The organism is Paraburkholderia phenoliruptrix (assembly GCF_902859825.1).
Classification (GTDB): domain Bacteria; phylum Pseudomonadota; class Gammaproteobacteria; order Burkholderiales; family Burkholderiaceae; genus Paraburkholderia; species Paraburkholderia phenoliruptrix.
In genome coordinates this window covers 52,410-68,315 of the sequence record NZ_CADIKB010000017.1, presented here as the reverse complement: position 1 = coordinate 68,315, position 15,906 = coordinate 52,410, and the positions used below count along the sequence as shown (strand labels likewise).

12 protein-coding genes are annotated in these 15,906 nt (G+C 62.5%); 1 reads left to right on the top strand and 11 read right to left on the bottom strand.

From position 1 onward, the window contains the following. Positions 1 to 7: 7 nt before the first annotated feature. The 11 genes from HV711_RS18120 to HV711_RS18070 form a co-directional block, all read right to left on the bottom strand. Positions 8 to 1,792, bottom strand: coding sequence for a branched-chain amino acid ABC transporter ATP-binding protein/permease (locus tag HV711_RS18120; RefSeq protein WP_035480394.1), 1,785 nt, complete (start codon positions 1,790 to 1,792; stop codon positions 8 to 10). A 4-nt stretch (positions 1,793 to 1,796) separates the two neighbouring features. Continuing rightward, positions 1,797 to 2,852 carry a branched-chain amino acid ABC transporter permease gene (locus HV711_RS18115; RefSeq protein ID WP_035480393.1) on the bottom strand — a complete coding sequence of 352 codons (1,056 nt, stop codon included), beginning with the start codon at positions 2,850 to 2,852 and terminating at the stop codon, positions 1,797 to 1,799. A 199-nt stretch (positions 2,853 to 3,051) separates the two neighbouring features. Further along, the gene (locus HV711_RS18110) at positions 3,052 to 4,212 is read right to left on the bottom strand and encodes an ABC transporter substrate-binding protein (RefSeq protein WP_035480391.1); all 1,161 of its coding nucleotides are present in this window, start codon (positions 4,210 to 4,212) and stop codon (positions 3,052 to 3,054) included. 364 nt (positions 4,213 to 4,576) lie between these two features. Then, entirely contained in the window at positions 4,577 to 5,743 is a 1,167-nt protein-coding gene (locus HV711_RS18105; RefSeq protein ID WP_035480390.1) for an ABC transporter substrate-binding protein, read from the bottom strand. Between the two features lie 511 nt (positions 5,744 to 6,254). Next, positions 6,255 to 7,226: a branched-chain amino acid ABC transporter permease gene (locus HV711_RS18100; protein ID WP_013590066.1), complete on the bottom strand. Its 972-nt coding sequence runs from the start codon at positions 7,224 to 7,226 to the stop codon at positions 6,255 to 6,257. Beyond that, on the bottom strand, positions 7,226 to 8,110 hold the full coding sequence (locus tag HV711_RS18095; RefSeq protein ID WP_015004094.1) for a branched-chain amino acid ABC transporter permease: 885 nt from the start codon (positions 8,108 to 8,110) through the stop codon (positions 7,226 to 7,228). Before HV711_RS18095 ends, HV711_RS18100 begins: the two co-directional genes overlap by 1 nt. Positions 8,111 to 8,280: 170 nt before the next feature. Continuing rightward, positions 8,281 to 9,495: an ABC transporter substrate-binding protein gene (locus HV711_RS18090; RefSeq protein ID WP_035480389.1), complete on the bottom strand. Its 1,215-nt coding sequence runs from the start codon at positions 9,493 to 9,495 to the stop codon at positions 8,281 to 8,283. Positions 9,496 to 9,548: 53 nt separating this feature from the next. Next, positions 9,549 to 10,307, bottom strand: a complete 759-nt coding sequence (locus tag HV711_RS18085) for an ABC transporter ATP-binding protein (protein WP_013590069.1) — start codon at positions 10,305 to 10,307, stop codon at positions 9,549 to 9,551. After that, positions 10,304 to 11,083, bottom strand: a complete 780-nt coding sequence (locus HV711_RS18080) for an ABC transporter ATP-binding protein (RefSeq protein WP_013590070.1) — start codon at positions 11,081 to 11,083, stop codon at positions 10,304 to 10,306. The genes HV711_RS18085 and HV711_RS18080 overlap by 4 nt, the downstream gene beginning before the upstream one ends. A gap of 306 nt (positions 11,084 to 11,389) precedes the next feature. After that, positions 11,390 to 13,102 (bottom strand): GMC family oxidoreductase, encoded by a 1,713-nt coding sequence (locus HV711_RS18075; RefSeq protein ID WP_035480387.1) that lies wholly within the window; start codon positions 13,100 to 13,102, stop codon positions 11,390 to 11,392. 120 nt (positions 13,103 to 13,222) lie between these two features. Then, a complete protein-coding gene (locus HV711_RS18070) occupies positions 13,223 to 14,761 on the bottom strand; it encodes a CoA-acylating methylmalonate-semialdehyde dehydrogenase (RefSeq protein ID WP_013590072.1) in 1,539 nt (512 codons plus the stop codon). A gap of 154 nt (positions 14,762 to 14,915) precedes the next feature. Between HV711_RS18070 and HV711_RS18065 the strand changes: the two genes are divergently transcribed. After that, on the top strand, positions 14,916 to 15,815 hold the full coding sequence (locus HV711_RS18065) for a LysR family transcriptional regulator (RefSeq protein ID WP_028361416.1): 900 nt from the start codon (positions 14,916 to 14,918) through the stop codon (positions 15,813 to 15,815). The last annotated feature ends 91 nt before the right edge of the window (positions 15,816 to 15,906 follow it).

The following is a 15,906-nucleotide window of genomic DNA, read 5'->3' as shown; positions in this document are numbered from 1 at the left end:
TTCTCCATTACTCCACCCCGCCGAGGTACGCCTCGAGCACCGCCGGATCCTGTTGCACTTCCTGCGGCAAGCCTTCTGCGATACGTGTGCCGAACTCCATGACCACGAGCCGGTCGGTCAGATTCATCACAAAGTCCATGTCGTGCTCGACCAGCAGCACGCTCATCCCTTCCGCCTTCAGCCGGCGCAATAGGTCGGCCAGTTGCAGCTTTTCCTGATATCGCAGGCCGGCCGCAGGCTCGTCGAGCAGCAGCAAAGTGGGATCACAGCACAGCGCACGCGCGATTTCGAGGATCCGTTGCTGGCCGAGCGCAAGGCTGCCGGCTTCGTCGTACATATGCTGTTCGAGTCCGACGCGGCGAATCTGGCGAGCTGCCTCGGCCATCAGGCGCGCTTCCTCGACGCTGTTCAAGCGCATAATGCTCCGCCAGACGCCCGCATGCCCCCGCAAATGCGCACCGATTGCAACGTTCTCGAGGACCGTCATGCCGGGCAGCAACTTGACGTGCTGGAACGTGCGGCCGATTCCCCGCTTGACGATTTCACGTGAACTCAGCGCGTCGATCCGCTCGCCGCGGAAGGTGATTTCACCGCTCGTCGCCTGCAACACGCCGGTCACCAGATTGAACGTGGTGGATTTACCCGCGCCGTTCGGACCGATCAAGCCGATGATCTGCCCTGCTTTGACTTCGAAGCTGACGTCGTTGACCGCGACAAGACCACCGAACTGCTTGCGCGCCTTGTTCACCGTCAGCAGATTTTCACCGGCCGCCGGCTTGGTGCGCTGCGGCAGCGCATCCGCATGGTCCGGCAGATGCGCGCGCGGGCCACGCGGAAAGAAACGTGCGACGAACGGCCAGACACCCTGTCGCGCGTATTGCAGCAACAGCACCATGAGAATGCCGAAAACGATCACCTCGAAGTTACCGTTCTCGCCCAGCAACTTCGGCAGCAGCGTTTGCAGATAGTCCTGCAACACCGTGAGAATTGCCGCCCCCAGCACGGCGCCCCAGACGTGCGATACACCGCCCACCACGGCCATGAACAGGAACTCAATGCCGTGATTGAGGCCGAACGGCGTTGGGTTCACCGCCCGTTGCAGATGCGCGTACAGAAAACCCGACACCGAAGCCAGCACGGCTGCGTACACGAAGATTACGACGCGCATCCACGCGGTATTGACGCCCATCGCTTCCGCCATCATGCCGCCGCCGCGCAGCGCGCGAATCGCTCGCCCCGGCCTGCTGTTAAGCAGATTCTGAACAGACACGACCGCGCCCATCACCACGAGCCAGATCAGGTAATAAATATGGCGCCCCGACTCCAGGTCGATGCCGAACACGTTCAGCACCGGAATACCGTTGATGCCGTCGTACTTGCCGAGCATTTCCAGGTTGCCGAACAGATAGAACAGCGAGAGCCCCCACGCGATCGTGCCGAGCGGCAAAAAGTGGCCGGACAGACGCATCGTCACAAGGCCGAGAATCAGCGCGATCAACGCCGTGACCAGCACGCCCGCGATCAGCGCGAGCCACGGCGAGACGCCAAACCGCGTGGTGAGGTATGCCGTCGCATAAGCGCCGATGCCCACAAACGCTGCCTGCCCGAAGCTGGTCATGCCGCCGATCCCCGTCAGCAGCACCAGTCCGATTGCAACGATCGAATACAGCCCGATGTAGTTGAGCAGCGTGACCCAGTACTCGGGCACGTGAATCGGCTGCGGCAACACAGGCAGCGCAAACAGCACCACAAGGAACAACCAGAAGAACCTGTTTTTCATGATCCGTTTCATCGCGTCACTCCTCTTCCTCTTCGGCGTGCGGGCTGGCAAGACTGCGCCAGAGCAGCACCGGGATAATCAGCGTGAACACGATTACTTCCTTATAGGCGCTCGCCCAGAACGACGAATACGACTCCAGCAGGCCGACGAGAATCGAGCCGGCGGCCGCCAACGGATAACTGACGAGCCCGCCGATAATTGCCCCCACAAAGCCCTTCAGGCCGATCAGGAAGCCGGAGTCGTAATAGATGGTGGTCAGCGGGGCCACGAGGATCCCGCACAGCGCGCCGAGGCCCGCCGCCAACGTAAACGCGAGACGCCCCGCTTGCGTCGTGCCGATACCGACGAGCCGCGCGCCCAGCCGGTTCACCGAGGTCGCGCGCAACGCCTTGCCCGAAATCGAGCGGTCGAAGTACAGATACAGCGCGCCGATCAGCACGACCGCCGTGCCGACCACCCAGAGGCTTTGCCCCGAGATCGACAGACTGCCCAGGCTGAAGGTCGCGTCCGAAAACGCCGTGGTGCGCGAGCCTTCCGCGCCGAACATCACGAGACCGAGGCCGACCATCGCGAAGTGCACCGCCACCGCGACGATCAGGAGCAGCAGCGTGGTCGCCTCCGCGATCGGCTCATACGCGAGCCGGTAGACGAACGGACCCATCGGAATCACGATCAGCAGCGTCAAGGCGATCTGCACGATCATCGGCAAAGGCTGCAGGAAAACGCCCTTTGTCAGCGCATAGACGGCGACCGGAAACAGCAGGTATTTGCCGGTCAGCACGGCCAGGGTGCGGGCCGCATGCCGGCGCCGCTCGGCGTGCCGCGCGAGCCCCGCCACTTCGATCACGAAGCACGCCGCGCCCATCGCCATCAGCAGCCAGCACGTGGCTGGAAATTTTTGGGTTTGCAACGCGGCGAGCGTGAGCGCGCCATACGAAACAAACTCGCCCTGCGGGATGAAGATCACCCGCGTGACGGAAAACACCAGCACTAACGCGAGCGCGAGCAACGCGTAGATCGCGCCCGTGGTGATGCCGTCCTGCGCGAGGATCGCCGCAATTGATAGATCCATACTTCCTCGTCCTGAAGCGTCGAAATCGAAACTGGAAACAGTCATGGCGGCGCAACCCGTGGCCGTCCATCAAACTGCAATGCCTGAAAGACGACCGCCGCGCCGGAGCACGGCGCGGCGGTCGGTGCCATTGTCCGCGAACAGAATGGCAGTGCGGCGTCATGTACCGCACTTCACGAGAGGCGCGTACCGCTTTGTATTAGTCGTTCTGCAGCTTCCACTTGCCGTCGACGATCTCCACGATCACGCGTGCGCGCTTGTCGAGGCCGTTGTGGTCGGTCGTGGTCGTGTTCATGATGCCGTGCGAGACCGGCAGCTCCTTGATGTTTTCCAGCGCGCCGCGCAGTGCCACGCGGAATGCCTCCGTGCCCGGCTGAGCGGTCTTGAGCGCCTCCGGAATCGCACGCTGCAGCATCTGGCCGGCGTCCCATGCGTGGCCGCCGAAGGTCGCCACGGAGCCCGCGCCATAGGCTTTCTCGTAGGCCGCCTTATAAGCCAGCGACGACTTCTTCACCGGGTTCGAATCCGGCAATTGATCGGCGACGAGGATCGGGCCGGCGGGCAGGATCTCGCCTTCGCAGTCCTTGCCGCACACGCGCAGGAAGTCGTTGTTGGCGACGCCGTGCGTCTGATAGATCTTGCCCTTGTAGCCGCGCTCCTTGAGCGTCTTGGCCGGCAGCGCGGACGGCGTGCCCGAGCCGGCGATCAGAACCGCGTCGGGATTCGCACCCATCGTCTTCAACACCTGCCCCGTCACCGAAGCGTCCGTGCGGTTGAATCTCTCGTTCGACACGATCTTCAGCTTGTGTGCAGCGGCGGCGGCGGTGAACACGTTGTTCCAGCTATCGCCGTAGGCGTCCGCGAAACCGATGAAGCCGACGGTCTTCACGCCGTGATGCTCCATGTAGTCGGCAATGGCGTCGGCCATCAGACTGTCGTTTTGCGGCGGTTTGAAGGCCCAGGCGCGCTTCGCGTCCATCGGCGAAATGATCGCGGCCGACGCAGCGAGCGAAATGACCGGCGTCTTGCCCTCCGACGCAGGATCGAGCATGGCGAGCGAGTTGGGCGTCACAGTGGAGCCGATAATCGCGTCGACATGGTCTTCGTCGATGAGCTTGCGCGTGTTCTGCACGGCCTTGCCCGTGTCCGACGCGTCATCGAGAACAATGTACTGCACCGTCTTGCCGCCGATCTCCTTCGGCAGCAACGCAATCGTGTTCTTTTCAGGAATCCCGAGCGATGCAGCCGGCCCCGTGGTGGACAGCGTCACACCGATCTTCACCTGAGCGAGTGCGGCGCCCGCGCCGCACATCAATGCCATCGCGATGCCCGTCCGTACCCATTGCTTCGTCTTTTTCATTGCAAGTCTCCAACGCTTCGAAGTGCGTATTTGTAATCCGACTCGTGGGTCGGGTGTCTGAATCTAGTTATAGGGTCCGGGCGTGCCAAGCATGGTTTTCCCTGCTCGACGCGCGTGCCTTCGCCGCTTGTACGTTGCTCCCTACTGCTGCAATTCCTGCGATGCCTTCCTGGACTGGCGTGAGCAAAACACTAACATGTTAGTAGTATTACGTCGTGCCGCGCCGACGGTCAATAGACTGCAACCCAAATGCGGGTTTCTCCTGAAGCCGTACAACCCCGCTTTCCCACGGCGCGCGCAATAAAAAAGACGCGTCAACTGCACGCGTCTTTTTGTATTGGGTCACCTATCGCTTCGCCTTCGCTCAGTCGCCGGACAACTTCCACTTGCCGCCGACAATCTGCACCATCACGCGCGCCCGCTGGTCGAGACCGGCGTGGTCGTTCGCGCTCATGTTGAAGATGCCGTGCGACGCGGGCAGGTCTTTCGTGGCTTCGAGCGCCGCGCGCAGCGCCTCGCGGAATGCCGGTGTGCCGGGCTGCCCCTTCTTCAGCGCGACAGGAATCGCGCGTTGCAGCAGCAGGCCCGCGTCCCATGCGTGGCCGCCGAAAGTCGACACCGAACCTGCGCCATACGCGGCTTCGTAGGCACGCTTGTAGGCGAGCGCGCTCTTCTTCACCGGATTGGAATCGGGCAACTGCTCGGCGACGAGCAACGGACCCGCCGGCAGATACGTGCCCTCGCAGTCCTTGCCGCACACGCGCAGGAAGTCGTTATTCGCGACGCCGTGCGTCTGATAGTACTTGCCCTTGTAGCCGCGCTCCTTCAGCGTTTTCTGCGGCAACGCGGCGGGCGTGCCTGCGCCGGCGACCAACACCGCATCCGGATTCTGCGACATGATCTTCAGCACCTGCCCGGTGACCGACGCGTCGTTACGCGCAAAACGCTCGTTTGCCACGACCTTGATCTTCGCGAGGTCGGCGGCCTTGCTGAATTCCTTGAACCAGCTTTCGCCATAGCCGTCCGAGAAGCCGATGAACGCGACCGTCTTCACGCCGTGATTGGACATGTGCTGCGCGATGGCCGTGGCCATGAGAATGTCGTTCTGCGGCGTCTTGAAGACCCACGCGCGTTTGGCGTCCATGGGCTCGACGATGCTGGCAGCTGCGGCAAGCGAGATGACCGGCGTGGTGTTTTCCACGGCGACGTCCATCATGGCAAGAGAATTCGGCACGACGGTCGACCCGATCAGCGCGTCGACGCGGTCCTCGCTCGTGAGCTTGCGGGCGTTCTTGACGGCCTGGGTGGAGTCGGTGGCGTCGTCAAGCACGATGTAATCGACCTTCTGGCCGGCCACTTCTTTCGGCAACAGCGCGATGGTGTTCTTTTCCGGAATGCCGAGCGATGCGGCCGGACCGGTTGCCGAGACAGTGACGCCGATTTTCACATCCGCGAATGCATGCGTGCTCCATGCAGCCGAAACTCCGGCGGCGACTAATGCCGCGCTGATCCAACGCAATGCCGACTTCATCCCACTCCTCTACGCCCCGTTAAAACAATTCGGATTAAATTCGTGAATTAAATCCCGACCCAGCGGTCGGTGAATAAGGAGTGTAGCGGACGGAAGCCGCACGCCGCAAGCGTTTTGAAGGGGTGCGACGCGGGAAAAGGCTAATTACCGGCGACATAAAAACCGTCCCCGCGTTAGCAAAAGATTGAATGACGTCAATCGAAAATCGACAAATAAAAAGCGCTGTTGGATATTAATCCAACAGCGCTTTCGTGTGGGCACTTAGTGCCTCATGTCTCCTCGTTCTCCACCTGCAAATTCGTGGTGCATCAGAACTGCATGAAGATTAAATGAGCACGCGGCATGCCACAACTAGCAATTACCCTAGTGGTGCACTGCGGCACTGAATTGGGGCGCATAGAGCCGGCGTTGCCTCAGGGCACACAAATAAGGGCCTAAGCGCGCCTCGGTGCCTATACTGCACAGCAGCGAGAATTGGATCGGACGCCGAAGCATTTCAGTTCGCCTGTGCTCACGCGCGTAGCGGCCGCACGCGCGCGATGATTTCGCCGACAATGCCGCGCCGGAAAGCGAGCACGCATGCAATAAAGATGATGCCCGTCACAATGGTGACCGATTCGCCCAATGAGCGGAACCATTCCACGCCTGTCGTGGAAGCCAGCGCGCCTCCGATATCGCCGAGGCGATCCTCGAGCGCCACGATCAATGCGGCACCGAGCAGCGGCCCGAACAACGTGCCCATTCCGCCGACGAGCGTCATCAGCACGACGAGGCCTGACATGGTCCAATAGGCGTCGCTCAGAGTCTCGAAGCCCTGCACCACCACCTTGAGCGAGCCCGCGAGTCCCGCCAGCCCCGCCGACAGGATGAAGGCGAGCAACTTGAAGCGGTCGGTATCGTAACCGAGCGACACGGCGCGCGGCTCGTTCTCCTTGATCGCCACCAGCACCTGCCCGAACGGCGAATGCACGATCCGCACGATCAGCAGGAACGCGAGCACCATGATCGTCAGCACGACGAAGTACAGCGCCACATCGGACGTCAAATCCAGCAGGCCGAAGAGCTTGCCGCGCGGCACGCCTTGCAGGCCATCTTCGCCATGCGTGAAGGGGGCCTGCAGGAACACGAAGTAGACCATTTGCGCGAGCGCGAGCGTCACCATCGCGAAGTAAATGCCCTGGCGGCGAATCGCGAAGATGCCGACGACAAGACCAAGCAGCGTCGCGCAGGCCGTGCCTGCGAGCACGCCCAGTTCAGGCGAGAAGCCGAGCGTCTGCATCGCGTAACCGGTGATATAGCCCGCCGACGCGAGAAACATGGCATGCCCGAACGACAGCAGCCCCGTGTAGCCGATCAACAGGTTGAAGGCGGCGGCGAAGAGCGCGAAGCACATCACCTTCATCACGAAGAGCGGATAGATGCCGAGCACGGGCACCGCGAGGAGCGCGAGCAGCAGCAGACCGTAGAGCACTTTTCTCTGCATCATTTTTCCTTGCCGAAGAGACCCGCCGGGCGCACCAGCAGCACGAGCGCCATGATGACGAACACGACGGTCGCCGACGCTTCCGGATAGAACACGCGAGTCAGTCCTTCGATCACGCCCAGCATCAGGCCGGTCAGAATCGAGCCCATGATCGACCCCATCCCGCCGATCACGACCACCGCGAATACGGTGATGATCATCGGCTGGCCCATCAGCGGCGAGACCTGGATCACGGGTGCGGCGAGTACGCCGGCGAACGCAGCGAGTGCGACGCCGAAACCGTAGGTGAGCGTGATCATCAGCGGCACGTTGATGCCGAAAGCCTCGACGAGTTTCGGGTTCTCCGTGCCGGCGCGCAGATAGGCGCCGAGCCGCGTTTTTTCGATGACGAACCACGTCGCGAAGCACACAATCAGCGAGGCCACCACGACCCACGCTCGATAGTTCGGCAGGAACATGAAGCCAAGGTTGGTCGCGCCCGACAGTGCCGACGGCACGTCGTACGGCTGTCCGGACGAGCCGTAGATCGAGCGGAATACGCCCTCGACGACGAGCGTGAGCCCGAACGTGAGCAGCAGTCCGTACAGATGATCGAGCTTGTACAGCCAGCGCAGCATCGAGCGTTCAATCAGGACCCCGAACAGACCGACGACGAGCGGCGCGATGATGAGCATCGGCCAGTACGGCACGCCGAAGTAAGAGAAGCCCATCCACGCGAGCATCGCGCCGAGCATGAACAACGCGCCGTGCGCGAAATTGATCACGTTCAGCAAGCCGAAGATCACCGCAAGTCCCAGACTCAGAATTGCGTAGAACGAGCCGTTCACGAGTCCGAGCAGCAGCTGGCTCAGCATCGCGGGAAGCGGAATGCCAAAGATGTCCATTGAAGCCTTCACCCATCGTCAAGGTGAGATCGGTCGCGCACGATCGGGCCGGCACGCGAACAGCACGCGCATAACGCCGGGCGCGCGCCATATGAAACAAACGGAACAACGCAAACGAACGGCTGTCTGCCCGCGGACAGCCAGCCGTCGCTCAGGCCATCACGCGTCGTTTATTTCCACAGCGCGCAGCGCGTTTCGGCCTTTGTCGTGAACGCCTGCTCGCCGGGGATTGTCGCGGTGATCTTGTAGTAGTCCCAAGGTTCTTTCGATTCTGCCGGCGTCTTCACCTGCATCAGATACATGTCGTGGATCATGCTGCCGTCCTGACGGATGTAGCCCTTCGCATAGAAGTCGTCGATCTTCGTCTTCTTGAGTTGCACCATCACCTTGTCGGCATCGGTCGAACCGACCGCCTGCACCGCCTTCAGGTAATTCATCGTCGCGGAATAGTCGGCGGCCTGCAGGCTCGACGGCATCTTGCGCATCTTGTCGAAGTAGCGCTGCGCCCACTTGCGCGTGTTCGCGTCCTTGTTCCAGTACCAGCTGTCGGTCAGCACGAGGCCCTGCGTCGTTTCGAGGCCAAGGCTATGCACGTCGTTGATGAACATCAGCAACGCAGCAAGCTTCATGGTCTTCGTAATGCCGAATTCCTTCGCTGCCTTGATCGAGTTGATGGTATCGCCGCCTGCATTCGCGAGACCGAGAACCTGCGCTTTCGACGACTGCGCCTGCAACAGGAACGACGAGAAGTCCGACGCCGACAGCGGATGACGCACCGAGCCCAGCACCTGGCCGCCGCTCGCCTTCACCACGTCTGCCGTGTTCTTTTCGAGCGCCTTGCCGAACGCGTAGTCGGCGGTCAGGAAGTACCACGTCTTGCCGCCCTGCTTCACCACTGCCGAGCCCGTGCCCTTTGCGAGCGCGGTCGTGTCGTACGCATAGTGGATCGTGTACGGCGTGCATTGCTCGTTGGTCAGCGTGTCGGCACCCGCGCCGATGCTGATGTACACCTTGTGCTTTTCACCGGCGACGGTGTTCATCGAAAGACCCGTTGCCGAGTTCGTGCCGCCGATCAGCAGATCGAGACCCTCGCGATCCATCCATTCGCGCGCGCGCGACGCTGCAATGTCCGCCTTGTTCTGGTGATCCGCATACAGCACCGTGATCGGCTTGCCGTTGACCTTGCCGCCGAAATCGGCCACGGCCATGCGGATCGCTTCGAGACCGCCCTGGCCATCGATGTCCGCGTAAAGCCCCGACATGTCGGTGATAAAGCCGATCTTCACTGCGTCATCTGCCGCTTGCGCGCTGCTCATGGTGATGGCGGCGCCGGCTGCGACCGCGAAACAGACTGAAGCAATTCGCGCGAGTGGGTTCTTTTTCATTCGTGTCTCCTGGTTCTTCGCTTGTGGTTATCAGAGGCAATGGGGCGTGCTCTCTACACGCCCAGCAGATCATGCAGGACCGGCATCTTGCTTTCGAGTTCACTAGCCCCGAAGTGTTCGACGATCGTTCCGTGCTCCATCACGTAAAAACGATCGGCAAGCGGCGCGGCAAAGCGGAAGTTCTGTTCGACCATCACAATCGTGTAGCCGCGCGCCTTGAGCGTGACGATCATGCGCGCGAGCGCCTGCACGATGACAGGCGCGAGCCCTTCGGATATCTCGTCGAGCAGCAGCAGATTGGCGCCCGTGCGCAGAATACGCGCGACCGCGAGCATCTGCTGCTCGCCGCCCGAGAGCCGTGTGCCCTGGCTCATGCGGCGTTCCTGCAGATTCGGGAACATCGCGTAGATTTCCTCGAGCGACATCATGTGCGCCTTGTCGCCGACGGGCGGCGGCAGCAACAGATTTTCCTCGCACGAGAGGCTCGAAAAAATGCCGCGCTCTTCAGGGCAATAGCCAATGCCGTGATGCGCAATGCGATGCGTGGGCAGATTGATCGTTTCGCGGCCGCCAATGCGGATGGACCCTGTGCGCCGGCCCGTGAGGCCCATGATCGCGCGCAAGGTGGTGGTGCGCCCCGCGCCATTGCGGCCGAGCAGCGTGACGACCTCCCCGCGGTCCACGGTCAGATCGACGCCATGCAGGATGTGCGATTCCCCGTACCAGGCTTGCAGTCCCGCTATCTGGAGTGCGGGCGCGCCCGCGGCCTTGCCGCTCACCTCGAGGCTTTCGCGCTCGGCAATTGTGTTCATGCGTGGGCTCCGGCGAGCGCCGCGTCGGCGCTGCCCATGTAGGCTTGCATCACGAGCGGATTCTTCGACACGTCGGCATACGTGCCCTCGGCGAGCACTTCGCCCCGTTGCAGCACGGTGATCGTGTCGGAGATGCCGGCAATCACGTTCATATTGTGTTCGACCATCAGGATCGTGCGCCCGCTCGATACTTTCTTGATCAGCGCCGTGACGCGGTCGACGTCTTCGTGGCCCATGCCTTGCGTCGGTTCGTCGAGCAGCATCAGCTCGGGCTCCATGGCGAGCGTCGTCGCGATTTCCAACGCGCGCTTGCGGCCATAGGAGAGTTCGACCGTCAACACATCGGCGAAATCGGTCAGGCCGACCTGCGTGAGCAGATCCATCGCGCGGTCGTCGAGCCGGCGCAGCGTGCGCTCGCTCTTCCAGAAATGAAAGGCGGTACCGAGCGAGCGCTGCAAACCGACGCGCACATTCTGCAATGCCGTCAGATGCGGAAACACAGCGGAAATCTGGAATGAACGGATGATGCCGCGCCGCGCGATCTGCGCCGGCCGCTCATGCGTGATGTCGACGCCGTTGAAAACGATCTGACCGGCCGTCGGTTCGAGAAACTTGGTGAGCAGGTTGAAGCAGGTGGTCTTGCCCGCTCCATTGGGCCCGATCAGCGCATGGATCGAGCCGCGGCGCACGCGCAGGTTCACGCCGTTCACGGCAATGAAGCCTTTGAACTCACGGGTGAGGCCGCGCGTTTCGAGAATCGTATCGCCGAGAATCATGTTCCCTTCCATACGGAGTGAGGCGAAGCACTACGATCTTTCGCGCGAAGCTCTGCGCGACTATTTGGACGGCGGCACCCCGTGCACGCTCGTTGGCGTGCTGCACCAATCCGGACGGTAATCCTTGGGGCAACACGCGGCATGGCTGCCATTGTCGCGCCAATGATGCAGCGCATTCATTGGGATTTGCACTTAGTGGATGGTGTATGTATGTAATCGCGCGCCGCAGTCTCTTATCGGAGACATGCGTGGGGCAGCCCCCATGCAAAGGCGGCACGCGCCACCCGTGCCGCGGTGCGACGTGTGTCACACAGCGGACATCGATACCGCATTGGCCGCGCGTGCGGCCACGCTGCCCGTCACGCGCGCGCGACGGTCCTCGCGAATCATGGCGCTGCCTCGTTCGGCAATCATCAACGTGGGCGAGTTCGTGTTGCCGGACGTGATGGTCGGCATGACAGATGCATCGACCACACGCAGACCGTCAACCCCGATAACTCGTAGCCGGTTGTCCACCACTGTTGCGGGATCGTCGGTCGTGCCCATGCGGCATGTGCCTACCGGATGGAAAATCGTGGTGCCGACGAGACCTGCCGCACGCTGTAGTTCTTCCTCGGTCTGATACTCGATGCCCGGCAAGATTTCCCGAGGCTGGTAACGCGCGAGCGCGGGCGCGGCTGCAATGCGGCGCGTGAGACGCAGCGCGTTCGCGGCCACGTGCCGGTCATAGTCGGTGGAGAGATAGTTGGGCGCGATGAGCGGAGGCGCCGCAGCGTCCGCCGATTCGATATGAATGCTGCCGCGCGATGTGGGCCGCAACTGGCACACAGATGCGGTGAATGCATTGAAGCGGTGCAGCGGCTCGCCGAAGCGATCCAGCGAAAGCGGCTGCACGTGATATTCGAGGTCGGGGCGCGTGAGCGAGCGATCGTCCGGATCGGACTTCGCGAAAGCGCCCAGTTGCGACGGCGACATCGACATAGGACCGCTTTGGAAAAGCGCATACTGCACGCCGATCATCAGCTTGCCCCACCAATGCGCGGACGCAGTATTCAGCGTGCGAACGCCGTCCACGCGATAGGCCATGCGCAGTTGCAAATGATCCTGCAAATTTTCGCCGACGCCGCGCAGATCGTTGACCACGCCGATACCCAGGTTCTGCAGACGCGCACCATTCCCGATGCCGGACAACTCAAGCAATTGCGGCGAGTTGACCGCGCCCGAACTCAATATCACTTCGCAGCGCGCCTTCGCCACATAGTCGATACCGTCGCCGCGATATTCGACGCCGGTACAGCGGCGTCCTTCGAATGTGACGCGCTGAGTGTGCGCGCCGGTAATGACAGTGAGATTCGGCCGCCGCATTGCCGGACGCAAGAATGCCTTCGACGCATTCCAGCGAATGCCGCGCTTCTGATTGACGTCGAAATAGCCGACGCCGGTGTTATCGCCGCGGTTGAAGTCGTCGGTAGCGGGAATGCCTGTCTGTTGCGCCGCCTTCGCAAACTCCTCGAGTATCTTCCACTTGAGGCGCTGTTTTTCGACGCGCCACGGCCCACCCGCGCCGTGCGATTCGCTCGCGCCCGCGTAGTGATCTTCGCTGCGTTTGAAGACCGGCAGCACCGCGTCCCACGACCACGACGGATCATTCGTCACGCGCGCCCACTCGTCGTAGTCCTCGCGTTGCCCGCGCATGTAGATCATGCCGTTGATCGACGAACAACCGCCGAGCACGCGGCCGCGCGGATACGAAAGCGCGCGCCCGTCGAGGCCCGGCTCCGCCTGCGTTTTATAGAGCCAGTCAGTGCGAGGATTGCCGATGCAGTACAGATAGCCGACCGGCACATGAATCCAGTGATAGTCGTCCTTGCCGCCTGCTTCGAGCAGGAGCACCTGCACGTCGGGATCTTCGGTCAGACGATTGGCGAGCACGCAGCCCGCCGTCCCCGCGCCGACAATGATGTAGTCGAACTCGCCTTCGAGACGCCGCCCCGAAGACGCGGCTTGCACGTGGCTCATCGTTCAGTCTCCTAATCATTTTTACCGGCAGCGCCGTGGGCGGCGACCGGTTTTATCGATGCCTTCGGCGCGCCGCGCGAAGCACTGCGCGAGCGCCGCCAAAGGCCAACATCATGAGCACTACTTGGCGACCGGCATGGTGAACTCGGCGCCCTTCGCGATGCTGTCAGGCCAGCGCTGCATGATGCTCTTGTAGCGTGTGTAGAACCGCACGCCTTCCTCGCCGTACGCATGATGATCGCCGAACAGCGACTTCTTCCAGCCACCGAACGAGTGCCACGCCATCGGCACCGGAATCGGCACGTTAATGCCGACCATGCCGATCTGGATCTGCCGCGAGAAAGCGCGCGCGATCCCGCCGTCCGACGTGAACAACGACACGCCGTTCGCAAACTCGTTGGCGTTGATGAGCTCCACCGCCGACGCGAAATCCGGCACGCGCACCACGCACAGCACCGGCCCGAAAATTTCCTCGCGGTAAATCTTCATATCGGTCGACACATTGTCGAACAACGTACCGCCGAGAAAGAACCCCTTCTCGTGTCCGTCGACCCGATGAGCGCGGCCGTCCACGACGAGCTTCGCGCCTGCGGCGATGCCGGCTTCGATATAGCCCAGCACTTTGTCGCGATGCGCGGCGGTTACCAACGGTCCCATTTCGGCAGCCGATTCCATGCCGTTCAGAATCTTCAGGCTCTTCACGCGAGGCGTGAGCCGTTCGATCAACTCATCGGCGATATGCCCGACCGCGACCGCCACGGAAATCGCCATGCAACGCTCGCCGGCGGAACCGTATGCGGCGCCGATCAGCGCATCGACGGCCTGGTCGAGGTCGGCATCCGGCATCACGACGAGGTGGTTCTTGGCGCCGCCCAGCGCCTGCACGCGCTTGCCGTGCCTGGTGCCTTCCGTGTGGATGTATTCGGCAATCGGCGTGGAGCCGACAAACGAGACCGCGCTCACGTCGGGATGCACGAGGAGCGCGTCGACGGCGACCTTGTCGCCGTGCACGACATTGAACACGCCGTCGGGCAAGCCCGCTTCCTTCAACAATTCCGCGAGACGGTTCGCCGCCGACGGGTCGCGCTCCGACGGCTTCAACACGAACGTGTTGCCGCAGGCGATGGCGACGGGGAACATCCAGCACGGCACCATCATGGGAAAATTGAACGGCGTAATGCCGGCGACCACGCCGAGCGGCTGGCGCAGATTCCAGTTGTCGATGCCGCCGCCGATCTGGTCGGTAAAGTCGGTCTTCAGCAGATTGGGAATGCCGCACGCGAACTCGACCACTTCGATGCCGCGCATCACCTCGCCCTTCGCGTCGGAAAACACCTTGCCGTGCTCGCGTGTGATCAGTTCGGCCAGCTCGTCGTGGTGGCGGTCGAGCAACTCCTTGAACTTGAACAGCACGCGCGCCCGCTTGATGGGCGCCGTTTCGCTCCACGCGGGAAACGCGGCATAGGCGGCGGCAACCGCGGCGTCCACTTCGGCCACACTGCCGAGCGGCACCCGCGCGCTCACCTCCCCGAGTGCGGGATTGAAGACGTCGCCGTGACGGCCGCTGGTTCCGTCGATAGCCTTGCCGTTGATGAAATGCGCCAGCGTGCGCACGCCGGCACCCGCGCGGACGGTTTCGTCCTGATATGTCTCGCTCATGTTGTTCCTCTCGGTGGTGGACCATCATCCGGGATGGCTGCCGCGATCTTCCGCCACAAGAATGGCGTGCCGAAACACGAGCGTACGGCGCTTCGCCGAGCGAAATCCAATGAGTAATGCTCAACTGGGCTATAAGCAGCGTTAATATCAGCGCATGGATCTCATTCTGTTACGCGCGTTCGTCACCGTCGCACGCGAGGGCAACCTCACGCGTGCGGCGGTGCAACTGCATCTGACGCAGCCGGCCGTCAGCCTGCAAATCAAGCATTTGCAGGAGACGCTCGGCGTGACGCTGTTCACGCGGGCATCGCATGGACTCTCGCTCACGCGCGACGGCCAGGCGCTGCTGCCGCACGCCGAACGCGCGCTGGCCGCGGCGAGCGACGTGCAGCGCGCGGCGCAGTCGCTGCGTCAGGAGGTGCGCGGGCGGCTGCGCATCGGCACCATTCTCGACCCTGAGTTTCTGCGGCTGGGCGGCTTTCTCAAGCAGCTGGTGGAGACGTGGCCGCATATCGAAACGGCCTTGCGGCACGGCATGTCGGGCTGGGTGCTGGAGCAGGTCCGCGCGGGCGAACTCGACGTCGGCTACTACATCGGCGTGCCTTCCGACGACGAGAGCCGCGACGCGCCCGCGTTCCACACGCTGACGCTCACGCATTTCCAGTACCGCGTGCTGGCGCCGGCCGGCTGGAAAGACCGCGTCAAAGGCGCGCGCGACTGGCGCTCGCTCGCCGCGTTTCCGTGGATCTGGACGCCGCCAGCCTCCGCACACAACCGGCTCTTGTCGCGCGCATTCGGCGAGGCGGGCGTGAAGCCGGTGAAGGTCGCGGAAGTGGATCAGGAGCCGTCCATGCTCGATCTCGTCAAATCCGGCGTGGGTCTCACGCTGGCGCGCGACGCGATTGCCCTTGCCGAGGCGCACGCGCATGCGCTGACGATCGTGGAAGGCATTACGGTGCCGACGCAACTGAGCTTCATCGCGCTTGCCGAACGCAAAGACGAGCCCGCGATAGCCGCCGCGCTCAAGCTGATCGAACTGCAATGGGCCAGCTGACGGACGCCCCGAGCACGCCTTGACGATCGTCTGGGCATGCCGCGTTGCGATATGAGCGGTTCTCATGACAGCACGCGCGAAGCTGCGTCCC

What these genes read in the sequence shown, in the direction of transcription:
- HV711_RS18110 (WP_035480391.1), bottom strand. Translation starts at nt 4,212, where the DNA reads ATGAAAAAGACGAAGCAATGGGTACGGACGGGCATCGCGATGGCATTG.
- HV711_RS18120 (WP_035480394.1), bottom strand. Translation starts at nt 1,792, where the DNA reads ATGAAACGGATCATGAAAAACAGGTTCTTCTGGTTGTTCCTTGTGGTG.
- HV711_RS18095 (WP_015004094.1), bottom strand. Translation starts at nt 8,110, where the DNA reads ATGGACATCTTTGGCATTCCGCTTCCCGCGATGCTGAGCCAGCTGCTG.
- HV711_RS18115 (WP_035480393.1), bottom strand. Translation starts at nt 2,852, where the DNA reads ATGGATCTATCAATTGCGGCGATCCTCGCGCAGGACGGCATCACCACG.
- HV711_RS18075 (WP_035480387.1), bottom strand. Translation starts at nt 13,102, where the DNA reads ATGAGCCACGTGCAAGCCGCGTCTTCGGGGCGGCGTCTCGAAGGCGAG.
- HV711_RS18080 (WP_013590070.1), bottom strand. Translation starts at nt 11,083, where the DNA reads ATGATTCTCGGCGATACGATTCTCGAAACGCGCGGCCTCACCCGTGAG.
- HV711_RS18105 (WP_035480390.1), bottom strand. Translation starts at nt 5,743, where the DNA reads ATGAAGTCGGCATTGCGTTGGATCAGCGCGGCATTAGTCGCCGCCGGA.
- HV711_RS18070 (WP_013590072.1), bottom strand. Translation starts at nt 14,761, where the DNA reads ATGAGCGAGACATATCAGGACGAAACCGTCCGCGCGGGTGCCGGCGTG.
- HV711_RS18085 (WP_013590069.1), bottom strand. Translation starts at nt 10,307, where the DNA reads ATGAACACAATTGCCGAGCGCGAAAGCCTCGAGGTGAGCGGCAAGGCC.
- HV711_RS18100 (WP_013590066.1), bottom strand. Translation starts at nt 7,226, where the DNA reads ATGCAGAGAAAAGTGCTCTACGGTCTGCTGCTGCTCGCGCTCCTCGCG.
- HV711_RS18065 (WP_028361416.1), top strand. Translation starts at nt 14,916, where the DNA reads ATGGATCTCATTCTGTTACGCGCGTTCGTCACCGTCGCACGCGAGGGC.
- HV711_RS18090 (WP_035480389.1), bottom strand. Translation starts at nt 9,495, where the DNA reads ATGAAAAAGAACCCACTCGCGCGAATTGCTTCAGTCTGTTTCGCGGTC.